This window comes from Shewanella litoralis, assembly GCF_009828585.1.
Lineage (GTDB): Bacteria > Pseudomonadota > Gammaproteobacteria > Enterobacterales > Shewanellaceae > Shewanella > Shewanella litoralis.
In genome coordinates this window covers 1-17,961 of the sequence record NZ_WSRZ01000013.1, presented here as the reverse complement: position 1 = coordinate 17,961, position 17,961 = coordinate 1, and the positions used below count along the sequence as shown (strand labels likewise).

The following is a 17,961-nucleotide window of genomic DNA, read 5'->3' as shown; positions in this document are numbered from 1 at the left end:
GGAACACAGTGAACATGGCTAAAATATCATTACAAATCGCCAGTCTGACATTGCTTTGCAGTGTTGTTTTACACGCGAATGCAGCCACAGACAATGACCCACAAGCGCTCAAAAATGCGTTTATAAAAGAACAAGTCAGTAAAGGTGCCAGTCAGGCAGATGTTGAACAGTTTTTAGCAACATCGACATTCGATCAAAGCATTATCGACGCCATGACAAAGCCCTGGGAAGCAAAACCTTGGCATCAATATTACCCTATTTTTCTTACCGATAAACGCTTAGAAAAAGGCTTAGCATTTTGGAAAGAAAACCATGCATTGATCAGTAAAGCGGCTGAGAAATTTAACGTAGACCCACAAATTATTGTTGCCATTATTGGGATTGAAACCTTTTACGGCGGCTACATGGGTAACCACCGCGTACAAGATGCGCTATACACTTTAGGCTTTTATTATCCGCCTCGCGCAACATTTTTCCGTAGCGAATACGCTAACTTAATGGCATTAATAAAAGAAGAAAAGCTTGATAACAGCACTTTAAAAGGCTCTTATGCTGGCGCGATGGGATATGGTCAATTTATTCCATCAAGCTATCGTCATTACGCTGTCGATTTTGATGGCGACGGCAGAAGAGATTTATTAACCAGCAAAGCCGATGCCATTGGCAGTGTTGCAAATTACTTCCATCAACATGGCTGGCAAAAAGGTCAACCGGTGGCGTTATTACTTAACCACACCTCAAACCAAGCCCCTAAAGCAAAAGTTTGGACTAAAGAAAAGCTCCACTACAAAGTGTCTGACATTCTTAGCCCAAGCCTTAGCCTAGCCAAAAATCAAGACATCGACGCGTCGCAAAAAGCGCTGCTAGTCAAATTAGACCAACCAGACACTACTGAGTATTGGTTAGGGCTTAAAAACTTTTATGTTATTACCCGATACAACAGAAGCCCACTTTATGCCATGGCCGTTTATCAGTTTAGTGAGCAACTAAATGCTCACTATCAACGTTAGGTCATTCAATATGCCAATATCTATTCGCACTTTTCTATTCACACTGCTGTGCAGTGCGTTTTTAATCGCCTGCTCGTCAAGCGACAGCAGTAATCCAGGCACCAAGTCCGGCAGTAAAAGTCGGTATCAAATGGCCAACGATCGCTACCCTGATGATGCACCCGATGTGAGCCTGGTTAAAAATGCCCAACCTAAATATGAACCTTACAGCCGCCAAGGTAACCGTGATTACACAGTGTTAGGCAAAAGTTACAAGGTACTCGACACAGGTAAAGGCTTTAAAGAGCAAGGTCATGCCTCTTGGTATGGTTCAAAGTTTCATGGCCATTTAACGTCAAATGGTGAAACATATGACATGTATACCATGTCTGCTGCACACAAAAACTTACCGTTACCGAGCTATGTTAAAGTCACTAATTTAGACAACAATAAGCAAATTATTGTTCGAGTAAACGACAGGGGCCCATTTCATCACGGCCGTGTTATCGACTTATCATACGCTGGCGCTTATCACCTAGGTATGCTGGCAAAAGGTACCGCACGAGTGGCAATCGAAACCGTTTATGTGCCATCGCCTGAGCAACGAGTCATCAGTGATTTAAAAGATAATGACAACCATTTTATTCAAGTCGCCGCCTCAAAAGACAAATTGCGAGTGAACATGCTTGCAAGGCAGCTTGAAAATAAATATTCAGTGTCGTCAAGAGTGAGCTCATCAAATGGGATCCATCGCTTACAGCTTGGACCAATTAAACAAATTCATTTAACCAATAAATTACTCGATAAATTGCAAGTGGAAGGTTACCCACAAAGCTTCATCGTGCCTTAAATAAGCTGATGATTTATCGAGAATGAAAGAACCTTAATGCGAAATGATTGTCTACTCATGTATAATCATTAACAATTATTAAAATTGATTTTTTGTCTTTTCTTCGACTAACTAGAGACGTGCCTAATTCATGATGACTTCTAAGACCGCTCAACTCACTTCAATGCTTTTTGCATCTGTTGTGTCTTTTTCTTCGCTTGCAGAAACACCGCAACCAGACCCTCGTCCAACACCTAATCGAGCTCCGATGGTAACCCCTGATGCACCTAGTGTTGCTGCTAAAGCTTATGTGTTAATGGATTATCATTCTGGCCGAGTTATCGCAGAAGAAAATGCTTATGAAAGCTTAAACCCAGCAAGCTTGACCAAAATGATGACAAGTTATGTGATTGGTCATGAAGTACGTGAGGGTAATATTTCATTAGATGATGATGTCACAATCACCAAAAATGCCTGGTCAAAAAACTTCCCAGACTCATCTAAGATGTTCATTGAAGTGGGTAAAACGGTCAAAGTACACGATTTAAACCGCGGTATTGTGATTCAATCTGGCAACGATGCTTGTGTGGCCATGGCTGAACACATCGCCGGTACTGAAGGTGCATTCGTTGACTTAATGAACTCATGGGCCAAGCAATTGGGCATGAAAGACAGCTATTTTGAAAACTCGCACGGTTTAGACTCAGAAAACCACAAAACTACCGCTTATGACATGGCTATATTAGGTGCAGCGCTTATACGTGATGTACCAGAAGAATACCGTGTATATTCTGAAAAGTCGTTTACTTACAACGGTATTAAACAGTACAACCGCAATGGCTTATTGTGGGATAAAAGCTTAAATGTTGATGGTATTAAAACCGGCCATACCTCTGGCGCAGGTTATAACCTCGTGTCATCAGCCACCAGTGAAGGTATGCGTTTAATTACGGTTGTTATGGGCACGGCAAGCGAGTCAGCTCGTAAAGCTGAAAGTAAAAAACTGCTTAACTACGGTTTCCGCTTTTTTGAAACCATTACCCCTTACAAAGCTGGCGACACGTTTGTTACCCAAAATATTTGGTATGGTGACAGAGCAACCGTTGATTTAGGCGTAATGACAGACACACCTATTACTATCAACCGTGGTAAAGCAAAAGATTTACAAGCTAACTTTGAATTAACTAAAGAGTTAACTGCCCCACTTGCTAAAGGCGAAACCGTTGGCCGGGTGTATTTCCAACTTGATGGCCAGGATATTGCTCAATACCCGTTAGTGACATTAAACGCTGTTGAAGAAGGCAGTTGGTTTAGTAAGCTGATGGACTACTTTAAGCAAATGTTTGCCGGTTGGTTCGAATAAGTCGGTTTTGTAAACTACAACTTAATCAATATATTAAAGCCGCATTTATGCGGCTTTAATTTTTTCAGCCCTATCAGGCTTGAATCGGGTATAATCGCCACCATATTTAAGTCATAGCCAACCAATTGAGTAGCCAATGTTAGATACAACTTTTGACCAAGTAATGGAATTTCCGAATTCATGCCCATTCAAAGTGATTGGTGATGCCGATGACACACTTGCAGATCGCGTTGTTGCAGTCGCACAACAACTGGCACCTGGTGATTATGTACCAACAGTAAAAGCATCGAGCAAAGGCAGTTACTATTCGGTCACCATCCGTATTACCGTGACCAGTAAAGAGCACATCGAAAAAGCGTATATCGATCTTGCCGCCATTGACGGTGTAAAACGCGTACTGTAACTCAAATAGAGTCAGCATTTGCGTAAAACTTGAGTATAATACTCAGGAATTAATCACACCATTTACCTAGGGGAGACGTTGCCCTTGCAAGCAAATACACTGCACATTCGCCATCTCGGCCTGCAAGACTACGAGTCGATTTGGCATGCCATGCAGGAATATACTGACACCCGAGACTCAAACAGCCAGGATGAATTGTGGATTGTTGAGCACTCGCCAGTATTTACCCAAGGCCAGGCAGGTAAAAGCGAGCATATCCTCAATCCAGGCGACATCCCCGTTATTCAGGTCGATCGTGGCGGTCAAGTCACCTATCACGGCCCAGGTCAATTAGTGGTATATCCACTTATTGATATCAAACGTAATAAAATAGGCGTGCGCCAACTGGTTAACCATATTGAGCAAAGTATTGTTGATATGCTGAGCCAATATGATATCGAAGCTTATGCCAAAGCCGACGCACCAGGGGTGTATGTAAACGAAAGAAAAGTCGCTTCTTTAGGACTGCGTATTCGTAAAGGTTGTTCATTCCATGGTTTAGCACTGAATGTCGACATGGATTTAGCCCCATTTCAACGCATTAACCCTTGCGGTTATGCTGGTTTAGAAATGGTGCAATGTAAAGCCTTAGGTGGACCGCAAACCGTGCTAGAAGCCGGTGATAAATTAATCCAAACCTTTAGCCAAATTATGGGCTATCAACAACTTGTACATCATCAAGGATTAGCAGAATAATGAATAGGCCTGAAAGATTACAACCAGGTGTTAAATTGCGTGATGCAGAAAAAGTCGCGCGAATCCCTGTCAAAGTAGTGCCATCTGAACGTGAAACCATGTTACGTAAACCAGATTGGCTGCGCGTAAAATTACCGGCATCAAATCAGCGTATTCTGGATATTAAATCAGCCTTGCGCAAAAACGGCTTACACTCTGTATGTGAAGAGGCATCATGCCCTAACCTTGCAGAATGCTTTAACCACGGCACGGCAACCTTTATGATTTTAGGTGCAATTTGTACCCGTCGCTGCCCGTTTTGTGACGTTGCCCATGGCCGTCCATTAAAGCCTGATGCACAAGAGCCACAAAAGCTTGCGCAAACCATCAAAGACATGAAGCTTAAATACGTGGTTATCACCTCAGTTGACCGTGATGATTTACGTGATGGCGGCGCGCAACATTTTGCTGATTGTATCCGTGAAATCCGCTTACTAAACCCAGAAATCAAAATCGAAATTCTAGTGCCTGATTTCCGTGGCCGTATTGATGCCGCACTCGATATTTTAGCGACTGAGCCACCAGATGTATTTAACCACAACCTAGAGACAGCACCTGCGCATTACCGCAAAGCCCGTCCAGGTGCTAACTATCAGTGGTCATTAGACTTACTTAAACGCTTTAAAGAGCGTCACCCAAATGTACCGACTAAGTCGGGTTTAATGATGGGTCTGGGTGAAACTAACGAAGAAATCGCGCAAGTATTGCATGATCTGCGTGCACATAACGTCGAAATGCTTACGCTAGGCCAATACTTACAACCATCTAAATTCCACTTACCAGTTGAGCGTTACGTGCCACCTGCAGAATTTGATGAGTTAAAAGCGCTGGCTGACAGTATTGGATTTACCCATGCTGCCTGTGGACCTTTGGTGCGTTCAAGCTACCATGCAGATTTACAAGCCCAGGGTAAAGAAGTTAAATAACCCGAGATCTGGGTAAATAACCTTTTTTGACCAATAAAAAACAGCGTTCAAGCGCTGTTTTTTATGTCTGCAATATCGAACTAAGGAGGCAATATAGCTTATAAGGCTTTATCCATCAAAATAGCATCTTCATTGCCATCGCTAGTTTGATAATAATTCTTGCGTCTACCTGACTCACTAAACCCCACTTTCTCGTACAATCCTTTGGCAGAGGTATTTGATTCACGCACCTCTAGCATCATCAAAACGGCCTGGGCTTGTTTTGCTTCGCTCAAAATGTGCCTAATCAGTAATAATCCTAACCCTTGTCCTTGATAGGCTGGCGCCACACAAATATCAAGCAAGGTCGCTTCATCAATAATTTGTTGAACAATCGCAAACCCCAGCAATTCACCTTGCTGCATCACCCCAATAGCACGATATAAGGGGCTAAAACAGTCTGCTAGGCCAGCTTCTGTCCACGGATGAGTATGAGATTGTTTTTCAATGTTTGACATTGCTGCAACATCATCAAGGCTTAGCACAGAAATGGAATAAGCTTCAGTGTTGTGCATTAGGCTCATCCTTATCTGTTTGTTGCTTATCAAGATGCTGACTAATTTGCAGCCAAAGTTGGCGCTTTTCTTGGGGGTTTACAGGTAAGTCGCTTAACGGCGCACTGACAATCCACGCCACTCTCGGCCTGACTTTCACTTTACGCATATCCCATACAACTTGAGGGCCTTTGACCATCTCGCAATCAAATTCACATTGTTCAATCTCTACGCCCAATAACCGCAATACATCAACAATTAATGTCTCATCAGAAAGATCGGCATCAAGATCATGCAGCACAAGATAAGGTTTACTAGGCTTATCAGCACTGCGCCAGCGAGTAATGTTCATCGCATCTAAAAAAGCTGATTGGTCCATTAGGCTCTCATTACTAAAATTTCATTCACCGCCAAGCATAGCAGCTAAGCGCGTCGGTAAAAAGAGACACATCCCCCACAACAAATCGATGTAAAATTACAGCATCGGACTGATAAAATTAAATATCCATCCAATGAAGGTAAACGAAATCAGTAAAATACTAAACACGATGATCAGTAAGCGCCATTGCATCACTTGCTTAAGTAAAATGAACTCGGGAAAGCTTGCTGCAACTGTTGCCATACAAAAAGCTAATGTTGTGCCAATGGGCAAGCCATTCATAATTAAGCTCTCCATAACGGGGATAACCCCTGTAGCATTTGAGTATAACGGTATACCAATTAATACAGCTGCAGGTACCGACCACCATTGACCATTGCCTAAATGGGCTTCAATCCAACCATCAGGAACAAAACCGTGTAAAGCTGCGCCAAGTCCAACCCCAATAATAACCCACTTCCACACTCGGCCAAATATGTCTAAGGTTTCATCTTTAGCAAATTGATGACGCTGAGCAAACGTCATAGTTGTTTGCGTTGTGTCGTTGCTACTCTGATTAGCTTGTGCCTGGCCTTTTTCAAGCGCCTTAGCGGCAAAAGATTGCAGCCAACGCTCGGCATGAATCGCATCTAAAAATGCCCCGGCCAGTATGCCAACCGACATACCAACTGCCACATAAATAACGGTAAACTTCCAACCGAGAAGACTGACGAGTAGCAAAATAGCCACTTCGTTAATTAATGGCGAGGTAATAAGAAATGCCATGGTGATCCCCACGGGGATCCCCGCAGAGGTAAATCCGAGAAAGACCGGAATGCTCGAACATGAGCAAAATGGAGTGACTGCACCAAAAACCGACCCCATAAAATAACCGACAAAGCGATTTTTACCGGCCAAGTAATCCCTCACTCGTTCAACATTCAGTGAGGCTCTAACCAGAGCGATGACGTAAATCATCAGCACAAGCAGAGCAAAAATCTTAGTGGTATCTTCAATAAAGAAATGAATCGCGTCAGCAAGCTTAGTATTGGGATCTAAGTTAAATATCCCGTAAGTGAGCCACGTTGCTAAATCAGAAAAAATTTGCAACATAATTGGACCGCCTTAGGAGCATAAGCTAGATGAAATCAACACGCTTATGCATTGAAGTGATTAGATAAGAATATCATAAGCCTTACATATGGAATTTCATATGTTGTAGATCATGTTTTTGAAAAATTATGAGTTTAACAACACGACTTTACTCGTTCAGGGCGACCACCCATTCGTTTTAAATTGGTAGTATTTGGGTCTAAAAACTCACTATTCTGGCTTGTTACTTCGTTAAAAATGGCTTTAGCCCATTGTGGTAAATCAGCATTAATACGATAAAAAATCCATTGTCCCTGACGGCGATCGACCAATATGCCACATTTGCGTAACTGAGCTAAATGTCGCGATATTTTAGGTTGAATTTCTTGCAAGGCTTCGGTCAATTCACACACACACAGCTCACCTTCTTGTTGAATCAACATTAAGCAGCGCAAGCGAGTTTCATCAGCTAAACATTTAAAAAATTGAATTGGAGTAATCATTAAGAACCTTAAACTGAATGAATAAAACGTGTGACCTTATCGCACCTGACTAAATTTGCTGCTCAGATTGCGAATATCACTGACAATAAGGTTATCAGGAAGCTTAAACCAACAACACCATTACATTAACGTTTAATGGTAAGGGATCACAAAATTGACACCTGAATCTCTCTATTTGCCGCTATCTGCGTTAGAGGACTATGTGTAAATTATCCATTTAAGCCATAACAATATTCGATATCGTTGTTCAGAAACGCAAAAAGCCACAGAGAGTATCTGTGGCTTTGTTTCAACTTCACGAATATCAATTAATAGGCTGTTTTTACCCCAAAACTACGAATATAAAATACCCGAGGGCCAGTGCCAGCTTCTGGCTTTAATTGCATCGGTTTATGCAACTTAATTAACTGCGACACCTTACTTTTTGGATCGTCCAAATCACCAATCACTCGAGCTTCAGACGGACAAGCATCGACGCAAGCAGGGTTCAAACCCTGGTCAAGGCGATGGTCACAGAAGGTACACTTTTCTGTTGTCCGTTTTGGTCTGGTTACTGGATAAGTATCTCCGCGCTCAGGGTTTTCGTTAGGCGATGCATTGGCGCCGCTACGTTTTAACAATAAAAGTGGTGAGGCTGTACCATGCGCGACCACCTCAGAGTCATCTTGCCAACGACGATGAGGGGTGCTCGAATTAAAGCTAATCACACCATATGGACATGCACGCATACATTTTTTACAGCCAATGCATTCATCATTATTTTGCAATGTAAGGCCACGTTCATCTTTATACATTGCGCCAGTTGGGCACACATTAACGCAAGCGGCATCATCGCAATGATTGCACAAGGTTGGAATATAAGTATATTTTACCTCAGGAAATATCCCTTCAGTCGTCGCAATATGATGCGACCAATGAATACCATCGCTCGTGTTGTTTTCTGATTTACAGGCTAAACTGCAGCCTCCGCATCCTACACATTTTTGTAGGTCAACTACCATTCCTAATCTCATAATGGATTACCTCATACTTTCTCAACACGAACACGGATATGACCATAAAATGCCGACGCACCACTTAAGCGGTCGTATTTATCAGCAATAAGATCATTATTTGAACCACCTCTGGCGGTGACACCAAACTCAGTACTGGCATAACGGCCGTAAGCCCAATGGCCTTGTCCAAAGCATTTTGCAATCGTACCAGGACGCACGCCTTCCCATAATTTGGCTTTACAGGTAAGCGAGCCAACTGGGCTTGAGATCCGAATATCATCGCCGTCTTTGAGCCCCAATGCTTTACCGTCAATTGGATTAAATTTAGCGACATCTTGATTGGCTACATCACCAGGGTCGACATCTTTAAACTCATAAACCCAAGGGCTATTTGCTGAACGGCCTTCTTTATTAAGACGAGATTTTTGATCCACTAGTAATAATGGGAATTGCGCTTCATCACCAACGCGGTAAGGTTGCTCATAATGGGGTACAAAGGCTAACTGACCACGAGCCTGGTATTCACAGACCTCCATGACCTCATCAATACTAACCTTGTGTTTATCGGCATGGCCTTGTAAGGCTTTTTCTAATGTTTTACTGTAAAACTCAAATTTTTGGGTTTCAGTTTTAAATTTGCCCCAACGAGATTCGAGCTTGTAATCACTGCTATTCCAGACGCCTTTTTCGACAAAGTCATCCCAAGAAGCCAGTTTGTCGCCATATTTAGATGCATCTTCATGCCATAAAGGAGAAGTGATATATCGAACCATGACTTTAGCGAAATCGACTTCATTGTCTGCCGGTTTACCGGTTTCAGGGTCGACAATTTGTTCATTGATATAACGCCATGGTGCATCAAAACCTTTTTCTGCCATTTTTTTAGCCAGCATATAAGGGATTTCAGACTCATCAATACGCGTATCCCATAGACGTTTAATCGATGGTTGTTGTATGGAAACCTGATGTACACCATTACCGATAGAATCTAACACGCCCCACTTTTCGAACATGTGATGACTTGCAGGGAGTAACACATCCGCAAACCAACTAAACTCCGAAATATTCGTGGTAATGTGTGCCATAAAATCAACTTTGCTTAACGCAGCATCCCAACGTTGACCTTCTGGATTTGAAAAGTTGAAATTATTAAAGTACGCCAATATGACTTTAATATCATAAGGGTCGGCATTAAAAATACTATTGGCAACGTTTGCAGTAACCACTCCACCACCAGACTTTCCTTTCTTTAATGCAGGAAATTCAAGTCGGCCGCTATGGTCAATTTTTGCATTTTTAACCCCTTTATTAGCGATGTCATCCATGTAAGCATGTTCGTCTGGATACTCTTCTAATAAAGGGATTTTGTTGCCGGGGAATAACCCTCCTTTACTATCAATTGCACCAAACAAACCATTTAACGCATGACAAGCTAGAGAGGTATAGGTTCCACGCACTTGCATAACGGCGCCACGAGCAGTCCAAACTTGTACAGCAGGCGCTGCGGCTCCCATATCTTTAGCAATAGCAATAATGGTTTTGGGATCGATACCGGTAATCTTTGATGCCCATTCAGGGGTGTAATCTTTAAGTGCCTCGTTCCACCAAGCAACTAAACCATAGGTGTGAGTTTCTTTAAAACTCTCATCTTTAACATTTTGGCCTGCTTTAAACTGATTATTACCGTCAACAAAATCACCAACAAAAGGCTTGTGCCATAACCCTTCTACCAAGGCTACATGTGCAATAGCCAAAGCTAATACACTATCTTGGCCGGGTTCTATTGGTATCCATTTATGGGCTTTCGCTGCAGAAGCTGAAAATCTTGGGTCAACGACAACCACTTTTGTATGATCAAGTGCATCGCCCCATGTTTGTGAGTAATAAGACACCTGGCGATTACTTGCTATAGGATCTGCGCCAAATGACAAAATAAATTTAGCATTCTTAATATCGTATTGGTTGTATCCCCAGTTACCGTCTAAGTAATATGGTCCCATTTTATGCGCTTCGGCACATACGGCACTGTGAGAAATATTATTAGGTGAACCAATTAAATGGGTCATTTTTTTATAAAGCAAATCATTAATATGTGAATAACGGCCACGAAGGAGTGCATATTTGTGTGACTCATCGGCTTCACGCAACGCAATAATTTTATCGGCCAACATATCGAGCGCTTTATCCCACGAGATAGGCACAAACTTAGGGTCTTGATCACGACCTTTTTTCGGATTAGTTCGCATCATTGGCGTACGTAATCGATCAGGGTCATAAACCTGTTGCAGACTTAAGTGTTGTCGAGGACAACTCGACATGCCATGTACACCAGAGTTTGGATTAGCACGAACCTTTATCGCTCGGCCATCCATGACATAGATTTGTTTTGCACACCAAGAAGTACAACCTTGGCAGGTAGTGGCTATCCACTCTCCGGTACCTGTTCGTAGCAAAGGTGCTGGTATTTCTGCAGCAATACTCTCGACAATGGGGGTAAACGATAACGTCCCACCTAGACCGGTTAATGCGGTTGTTGCCGCAGTTGATTTGAGCAGCTGACGCCGACCAATGTTGATTTGATTTTTCTCACTCATTATCCACACTCCTTACAAGGGTATGGCAAATAATATATACATTTTTAGGTATATATCTGCGATTAAGATCAACAAACTTCTTTTATTGGCCTTTGTTGTAAAGTATTTGTGAGCAAAGGCGACGAATAGAACCCAAATGTGATGGCAGGCAATAATTTATTATTTACGGACTTTCTAATTTTTTGAATCACTCTATTAATACTCAGATGATTGACTCTGTTGATATCAAGCGTATAGTACATACGGATTTTCATATATATTGTATTCAACTGAGATTTTGAAAGTATGAGGCTCTCAAATCAAAGCAGTGATTTGATGACCTCGCTAAACGCTGCGAGTAAAAGTACACAGCAACATGCGCATTGGTGTACCAAGTTTGAACCAATGATAAAAATAGCCAGAGATTTTTATGATTTACGGTAGGTAACAACTACCATTTTAGGAGGTTATATGTGGTTGGCCGGAGCAATTTTTGTTCTTACCATAGTGTTAGTAATTTGGCAGCCTAAGGGGTTAGGCATTGGCTGGAGTGCCTCTTTAGGGGCAATACTTGCCTTACTGTTAGGTGTAGTGCATTTAGGCGATATCCCCGTTGTATGGGATATTGTTTGGAATGCGACAGCCACATTTATCGCAGTTATTATTATTAGTTTATTATTAGATGAGTCAGGCTTTTTCGAATGGGCAGCGCTTCATGTTGCACGTTGGGGCAACGGCCGTGGACGGTTATTATTTAGTTATATTGTGCTATTAGGTGCCTGTGTGGCCGCATTGTTTGCCAATGATGGTGCCGCGCTCATCTTAACCCCTATCGTTATCGCAATGTTATTAGCATTAGGCTTTAGCAAAGGGGCAACGTTAGCCTTTGTTATGGCAGCAGGCTTTATTGCAGACACCGCAAGTCTTCCTTTAATTGTCTCTAATCTGGTTAATATCGTGTCAGCAGACTTTTTTGATATTGGGTTTAATCAGTATGCCGCTGTTATGGTTCCTGTTGATATAGCAGCCATTATTGCCACCTTAGTCATGTTGCATTGGTTTTTCCGCAAAGATATTCCGGTCACTTATGACGTACAAAAGCTGCGCCACCCCAAAGAGGCGATTAAAGATGCACAAACTTTTAAAACCGGTTGGGGTGTATTAGCGTTACTGCTTTTTGGCTTTTTTGGCTTAGAACCACTTGGAGTGCCTGTCAGTTTAGTGGCAGCAGTTGGGGCATTAATTTTATTTGTTGTGGCTAAAAAGGGCCACACCATTGATACCACCAAAGTAATAAAAGGAGCCCCATGGCAAATTGTGGTGTTTTCGCTTGGTATGTATTTAGTGGTTTATGGCCTACGTAATGCCGGTTTAACCGATTACTTGTCGAGTATATTAAATAGTTTTGCTCAGCAAGGACTTTGGGTTGCAACCATGGGCACAGGCTTTTTAGTCGCGTTTTTATCATCCATCATGAATAACATGCCAACTGTACTGGTTGGCGCCTTGTCTATTGATGGAAGCGATGCCACTGGCGTGATTAAAGAAGCAATGATTTACGCTAATATCATCGGCAGCGATTTAGGTCCTAAGATCACCCCAATCGGTAGCTTAGCCACCTTGTTATGGCTGCATGTTTTGGCTCAAAAAGACATTAAAATTACCTGGGGATACTACTTCAAAGTAGGAATAGTAATGACCTTACCCGTGTTATTTGTCACTCTCGCGGCACTTGCACTGCGGTTATCAGTCTAACGGTTACTGAAAGCACTAAAACCTGCTTTTAGTGCTTTCTGACTCACTCGCTATAAACAGCTCAACGTTATATCCATCGGCAATACAGTAAATAGCGTGCCATTGGCATATTACATCATCAAAATGGGGGCAAATATATTGTTCCAAACGTAGTAAACACCAATCGCAATAAATACCCCACCGGTGATCTTTCTAGCCCAATGTTCAAATGTCATTAAATGGTTATAGGTACTCGCCACTTTATTTGCGCTAATCCCTAACAGGATCGCAAACAACAACACGGGTAAACCGGTAGCAATGCCATAAATAGCCGGAAGCGCAATACTAGACTGAGACTCCAATGCCAGAGGCAATAGTGAACCAAAAAACAATGCCGCTGATGTTGGGCAAAATGACAAGGCAAACAACACCCCGAGTAAAAGCGCCCCAACGTAACCTTGTGGGTTAATTTTGGCTTTTAGGGTTTCAATTAAATCTCCCTTGCCCGGCAAACGTAATGTCAGTAACTCCAGTAAAAACATCCCCACCAGGATTAAAATCGGCCCCAGTAACAGGTTCATGTATTTTTGCAATACAACCGACAACGACACCGCCGACAGTAAACTGCCAACTAATATCACGCCTAGAGCCAAGTAACTAAGCATGCGCCCTAAAGTATAAGCAAGCCCAGTGAAAATCACTTTAGACGGCGATTGGACACCTTTACTGATGTATGAAATCGCCGCGACATTTGTTGCTAATGGGCACGGACTAATGGATGTTAAGATACCGAACCAAAATGCCGACATCAACATGATTGACCATTCATCCATGAGAATGCTTCATCATCGAGCCAATCTCTTCCGCCAAATATCCTTGATAGGCAGCTTCATCATTAGCAAGTTCCCATATTTTATCTAAACGGCGCCAATCTGTTTCAACACCCTCTTTAGCGTTGGCTATCACAACCGTTCTAAAAATTAATTGGTAGTCATCAATAAAGTGTTGGTTTTCATTTAAGTCTACGTTGATGATGTTTAATTGAACTTGACCATCGTTAACTTGTTGCGAAAAATATTGGTTCAAGGTGTCTTTAGTGAACCCCTCCATCCTCACGCATGTAGTGCAGCGCTGATTACCATGAAAGTAATAAACATTAATACCGTCTTTGAGTTGTGGCTTCACACTGACAGAGTCATTACCGTTATCCGCTGACGCAGTAAATTGCTGGTAGCCAACTAAAGCAACGCCGAGACAAACAACGCTCAATAACAAAAACCTAACGATGGTTTTAGCATTCATAGAGCCTCCGCCTAATTAGAATTTTGCATAGGGTTTGAGCAATGCAACAATCTCTTCAACACTAGCTAAACGGCCACTCATCACAACCTGCTCATCAACCACTAAAGCCGGCGTCGACATCACGCCATAATCCATAATTTGGGCAATATCTGTTACTTTTGAGATCTGAAAATCAAGGTTATGCACTTTTGCCGCTTCGGCAGCTGCTTCTGCAAGCTTTTGACACTTAGTACACCCTGTGCCGAGTATTTTAATTTCCATAATAGTTCTCCGATTAATGATGTTACATTCAATTGGTCATTTTACCTTTTGACCAAATGTAAGATAAAAATTAATCCATTAATGTGATCTGTTGCTGAATTTGGTTATTCAACACAACATCAATGCAATCTAACGAACTTAGCAAGCATGGCATTTTTAATGAGTAGAAAATTTGTTTGCCACGCTTGTCCATATTCACCACACCTGCATGACGTAATACCGCCAAATGCTTAGAGATGGTGGAGAAATCAACGTTAACCTCTTCAACAAATTCACAGACACATTTTTCACCATCGGCCAGTTGTTCAACTATCCATAAGCGAGTTGGATGGCCAAGCGCCTTAAAAATGTTTGCTTTTACTTTTGTTCTTTCTTTCATAAACCCAACTTTCAATAGAAACACACGTCGAAATATTCAATAAACAACAGCCTCATCAAAGCACTGTACCATGATAATTTTTTCGACAGTTATCTCACTATAATGATTACAGCCCTGAGTTAATACAGACAATTTGACTTAATCGATGCGGCGAGCATGACTTCATCAATATGGTACTGCATATACTGACGATAAATCATAAGTACGTCGTACCAACTTGCCATGTTAAATGACTAATGAAACTGACTAAGAGAAATCAATCACAACATCGAAAATTAACACTTACCAGAAGCAGCTTTAAGCTGGTTTGAAAGCGAACCATTGCCAGCTTATGGCAATTTAACACCTTAACAATTATGTAAAGCAGGTAAAGCTGAAAGCTTCGTTGAGTATGTAAAAGCATTAGAGTTGGGTGGTTTTCCATGAGCCATGCCTTAAAACACAATAACCATGCAACATACTCGGGGGGATCTCTTAATTAGGGTGACCGAATTCAGTTGTTCAGGTCTCCCTAATATTATTTGATTCCATTAATTGATATAACCACAGAGGTTAGTTTATAGTCGTTATGAGTGGATTGGGAGTACCTGGTCGGCGTCTAAACCTCGGTGAGTTCATCGGGGTTTTTCGCTATCTGGGCACCTGATACCATAGCTTGCTCAACATTATGTCCTAAATGACAGAATTCATCACAATATACGTTATCAATCTCACTCATGTGGCTAACCCTACTTCGACTTTCTTTTAACTGGCTTGGTCAAAGCGCGTTCAGCTTTGATGCGTTTAAGCAGAACGCTAGCGCTGTTGTCACCTGTACTTAACTCAGGGTTGTCTTTATGCCACTGCTAGGTGAGTTCACCTCTAAAGGCTTTAGCTAGTATCGATTGGGTGAGGTTATTAACCCGAGTTTGCGCGGCATTGACTTGGGCTTCGATTTTGTCGGCACTAATGAACTGGATCCTTTTTGGATAGCGGTACGCTGTACAAAAAGGTAAAGAATATTAAGCATGCAGCCGGTGCGCCCATTACCATCAATAAAAGGGTGAATGGCTTCAAACTGATAATGTGCCATGACCATTTTAATCAATGGATCGACATCATCTTGATTATGTAAAAAGGCTTGCCAGTTACTCAGCAAATCACGAATTACGTTCTCACCTGATGGCAGAGTATAGATAACCTCACCCGTGGCCTGATTAGTTAAACTGATACCAGGTACTTTACGTATATCCATTTGCACCGACTTGATGGTACTGCAAATTTCTAATGCGGTTGTGACACTTAACGTTCGACTGGTTAGCTCAGTAAAACCTTGATAAAGTGCAGCGTTTCTTTGGGCAAGGGGTCGGCTTAGCTATCTTCTTGGGTATACTGAAATAGCTTGTCGGAGGTGTTGACAATATTTTCAATCTCACTACTGCCTTGTGCTTCTAGCAGCGACAGTAAGTCGGTGAGTAGCCCTTCGTTAGGTAATAGCTATCCCGCCTGCTTTAATTCCGCAAGCGCGACTCAGGCAGGAATACAGGCTTTGAGTATGGTTAGTTTCGGCAAACTCCGCGAGTGCACTGTCTAGCGGTAAAGGGGCAAATGGTTGTATGCTTGTTCAGCTTGCCAATCCATGTTTAAAAAACTTTCTTTTTCGACATGTAAAGAGATTGCAGTGAGCTTATGTCGATTCAATCGACATATAAAGAAAACATGTTTACAAAAACCAATTTAATCGACATGTTATGGCTATTTATTACACTCATGTCGATAGCCGTTAATGAGTATAGAAAATGGGTTTATCTATTGTGGATATCAATTCGTCTATTAGTCCTGCCTCGATAATGTTGCTCCCAAGAAGGAGCACTTTTTTGAACTTCTAGTACCGGGCACAGCTTATCAGGTACTTAGTGGCACCATAAAATCGACCACAAAGTCTACAGGTGATATCTACTAAATCTTTCATGTCATCATTAGGTGACGAAAGTGTTTGTCTACCTCGTTTAAACCTAAAACTCGATCAGCAAACCAAACTCACTCAAATTAAACTCGTACACTAGTAAGATATTAGATCTAAGGCTGTAAAAATAGCATCATAAAAGATGCCTGAGTCACCATTTGGTCACCATTTACAAAATACGAGTTTTACAAACTAAGGGATTGACACTGTAGAGATGACTAAATAATTTATAAATTCTAGAAAAGACAAAGGCCTAGCATTTCTGCTAGGCCCTCTTAATTTGGCAGGGGTGGCAGGACTCGAACCCGCAACCATCGGTTTTGGAGACCGCTGTTCTACCAATTGGAACTACACCCCTGTTGACGAGGGGCATTATGCTAAAACCCCTTCCAAAGGTAAAGTACTTTTTTGAAATATCAGTTCAATTGCAGTTTTTTCATGCAGATTAAACAATTTGTTAAAACTGAATAACGCAAAGCAAAATAACCTCATACCCTGCGATTACAAGATTAATAAAGTAAAAGCCCATCGTATAACTTCAGGAACAGTTCAGGTCAACCACAACAAAATGCGAACAGTGACAAAGGTTAATCCTCGTTGGCACACCAATGATATTGCAAATGATTTGGAGAATCTATCTGTAGAAACTACCACCCGATTTAACGGAATTGTACTCAATAGAGCTGTATGGAGTTAGCTATGGCTACGTAAGCTAGCCAATCGTTATTTGAGGGATTACGAAGCAATCGTCGATACCTAGTGATTTATGGAATACATTGCAGATAAAGATCACGTTATACCAATTACATTAAATATATGATCTAATTAACCGTCATTCTCTTATTGCTATATTTATGAATAATATCAATCTTGCTGCATTAGCTAAATCTGAAAAAAGTGCTCGTAAACGTATCCGTTACCTCGCCTTACTCCACTTTACCGAAGGTCATTCTCGCACCGCGATTGCCAACATGTTGAAGGTCAGTAGAACAAGTGTAAATG

Annotated in this window: 20 protein-coding genes and 1 tRNA gene; 8 read left to right on the top strand and 13 right to left on the bottom strand. The window is 41.8% G+C overall.

Annotated features, from left to right (window positions below):
- Nucleotides 1-14: 14 nt before the first annotated feature.
- The 6 genes from mltB (at nt 15) to lipA (ending at nt 5,284) form a co-directional block, all read left to right on the top strand.
- Complete coding sequence (mltB, locus tag GQA99_RS11565) at nt 15-1,010, top strand: lytic murein transglycosylase B (RefSeq protein ID WP_160054044.1); 996 nt, start codon at nt 15-17, stop codon at nt 1,008-1,010.
- A 10-nt stretch (nt 1,011-1,020) separates the two neighbouring features.
- Entirely contained in the window at nt 1,021-1,839 is an 819-nt protein-coding gene (locus GQA99_RS11560; protein ID WP_160054043.1) for a septal ring lytic transglycosylase RlpA family protein, read from the top strand.
- Nucleotides 1,840-1,972: 133 nt separating this feature from the next.
- Nucleotides 1,973-3,181: a serine hydrolase gene (locus GQA99_RS11555; protein WP_373291433.1), complete on the top strand. Its 1,209-nt coding sequence runs from the start codon at nt 1,973-1,975 to the stop codon at nt 3,179-3,181.
- A gap of 136 nt (nt 3,182-3,317) precedes the next feature.
- A complete protein-coding gene (gene ybeD, locus GQA99_RS11550; RefSeq protein ID WP_160054041.1) occupies nt 3,318-3,584 on the top strand; it encodes a DUF493 family protein YbeD in 267 nt (88 codons plus the stop codon).
- 84 nt (nt 3,585-3,668) lie between these two features.
- Nucleotides 3,669-4,319, top strand: a complete 651-nt coding sequence (gene lipB / locus GQA99_RS11545; protein ID WP_160054040.1) for a lipoyl(octanoyl) transferase LipB — start codon at nt 3,669-3,671, stop codon at nt 4,317-4,319.
- The gene (lipA, locus tag GQA99_RS11540; RefSeq protein WP_160054039.1) at nt 4,319-5,284 is read left to right on the top strand and encodes a lipoyl synthase; all 966 of its coding nucleotides are present in this window, start codon (nt 4,319-4,321) and stop codon (nt 5,282-5,284) included. The genes lipB and lipA overlap by 1 nt, the downstream gene beginning before the upstream one ends.
- A 98-nt stretch (nt 5,285-5,382) precedes the next feature.
- Here lipA and rimI read toward each other — a convergent pair whose 3' ends face one another.
- The 6 genes from rimI to arrA all read right to left on the bottom strand — a co-directional run bounded on the left by rimI (nt 5,383) and on the right by arrA (nt 11,359).
- The gene (gene rimI, locus GQA99_RS11535) at nt 5,383-5,838 is read right to left on the bottom strand and encodes a ribosomal protein S18-alanine N-acetyltransferase (protein WP_160054038.1); all 456 of its coding nucleotides are present in this window, start codon (nt 5,836-5,838) and stop codon (nt 5,383-5,385) included.
- The gene (locus GQA99_RS11530; protein ID WP_160054037.1) at nt 5,825-6,196 is read right to left on the bottom strand and encodes a hypothetical protein; all 372 of its coding nucleotides are present in this window, start codon (nt 6,194-6,196) and stop codon (nt 5,825-5,827) included. The genes rimI and GQA99_RS11530 overlap by 14 nt, the downstream gene beginning before the upstream one ends.
- A 96-nt stretch (nt 6,197-6,292) precedes the next feature.
- A complete protein-coding gene (locus tag GQA99_RS11525; RefSeq protein ID WP_160054036.1) occupies nt 6,293-7,288 on the bottom strand; it encodes a permease in 996 nt (331 codons plus the stop codon).
- A 134-nt stretch (nt 7,289-7,422) separates the two neighbouring features.
- Nucleotides 7,423-7,770, bottom strand: coding sequence for a metalloregulator ArsR/SmtB family transcription factor (locus GQA99_RS11520; protein WP_160054035.1), 348 nt, complete (start codon nt 7,768-7,770; stop codon nt 7,423-7,425).
- 308 nt (nt 7,771-8,078) lie between these two features.
- Nucleotides 8,079-8,783, bottom strand: a complete 705-nt coding sequence (arrB, locus tag GQA99_RS11515) for an arsenate respiratory reductase iron-sulfur subunit ArrB (RefSeq protein ID WP_160054034.1) — start codon at nt 8,781-8,783, stop codon at nt 8,079-8,081.
- Nucleotides 8,784-8,794: 11 nt separating this feature from the next.
- Nucleotides 8,795-11,359, bottom strand: coding sequence for an arsenate respiratory reductase molybdopterin-containing subunit ArrA (gene arrA, locus GQA99_RS11510; protein WP_160054033.1), 2,565 nt, complete (start codon nt 11,357-11,359; stop codon nt 8,795-8,797).
- Between the two features lie 450 nt (nt 11,360-11,809).
- On the opposite strand from arrA, the gene GQA99_RS11505 reads away from it, so the two are divergent.
- On the top strand, nt 11,810-13,093 hold the full coding sequence (locus GQA99_RS11505) for an arsenic transporter (RefSeq protein ID WP_160054032.1): 1,284 nt from the start codon (nt 11,810-11,812) through the stop codon (nt 13,091-13,093).
- Nucleotides 13,094-13,203: 110 nt separating this feature from the next.
- On the opposite strand, the gene GQA99_RS11500 is transcribed toward GQA99_RS11505, so the two are convergent.
- From GQA99_RS11500 to GQA99_RS11475, 7 genes are all read right to left on the bottom strand, one after another.
- A complete protein-coding gene (locus GQA99_RS11500; RefSeq protein ID WP_160054031.1) occupies nt 13,204-13,905 on the bottom strand; it encodes an aromatic aminobenezylarsenical efflux permease ArsG family transporter in 702 nt (233 codons plus the stop codon).
- On the bottom strand, nt 13,898-14,374 hold the full coding sequence (locus GQA99_RS11495; protein ID WP_160054030.1) for a nitrophenyl compound nitroreductase subunit ArsF family protein: 477 nt from the start codon (nt 14,372-14,374) through the stop codon (nt 13,898-13,900). Before GQA99_RS11495 ends, GQA99_RS11500 begins: the two co-directional genes overlap by 8 nt.
- A gap of 15 nt (nt 14,375-14,389) precedes the next feature.
- Nucleotides 14,390-14,635 (bottom strand): thioredoxin family protein, encoded by a 246-nt coding sequence (locus GQA99_RS11490; RefSeq protein ID WP_160054029.1) that lies wholly within the window; start codon nt 14,633-14,635, stop codon nt 14,390-14,392.
- Nucleotides 14,636-14,705: 70 nt separating this feature from the next.
- Entirely contained in the window at nt 14,706-15,014 is a 309-nt protein-coding gene (locus GQA99_RS11485) for an ArsR/SmtB family transcription factor (RefSeq protein WP_160054028.1), read from the bottom strand.
- 874 nt (nt 15,015-15,888) lie between these two features.
- Nucleotides 15,889-16,248, bottom strand: a complete 360-nt coding sequence (locus GQA99_RS20950) for a Fic family protein (RefSeq protein ID WP_369126856.1) — start codon at nt 16,246-16,248, stop codon at nt 15,889-15,891.
- A gap of 116 nt (nt 16,249-16,364) precedes the next feature.
- Nucleotides 16,365-16,451 carry a Fic/DOC family N-terminal domain-containing protein gene (locus tag GQA99_RS20945; protein ID WP_369126857.1) on the bottom strand — a complete coding sequence of 29 codons (87 nt, stop codon included), beginning with the start codon at nt 16,449-16,451 and terminating at the stop codon, nt 16,365-16,367.
- 789 nt (nt 16,452-17,240) lie between these two features.
- Nucleotides 17,241-17,317: transfer RNA gene (locus GQA99_RS11475), tRNA-Trp, on the bottom strand.
- A gap of 496 nt (nt 17,318-17,813) precedes the next feature.
- On the opposite strand from GQA99_RS11475, the gene GQA99_RS11470 reads away from it, so the two are divergent.
- Nucleotides 17,814-17,961 (top strand): helix-turn-helix domain-containing protein (locus tag GQA99_RS11470; RefSeq protein WP_170293532.1); only part of this gene is annotated, 148 nt, incomplete at its 3' end.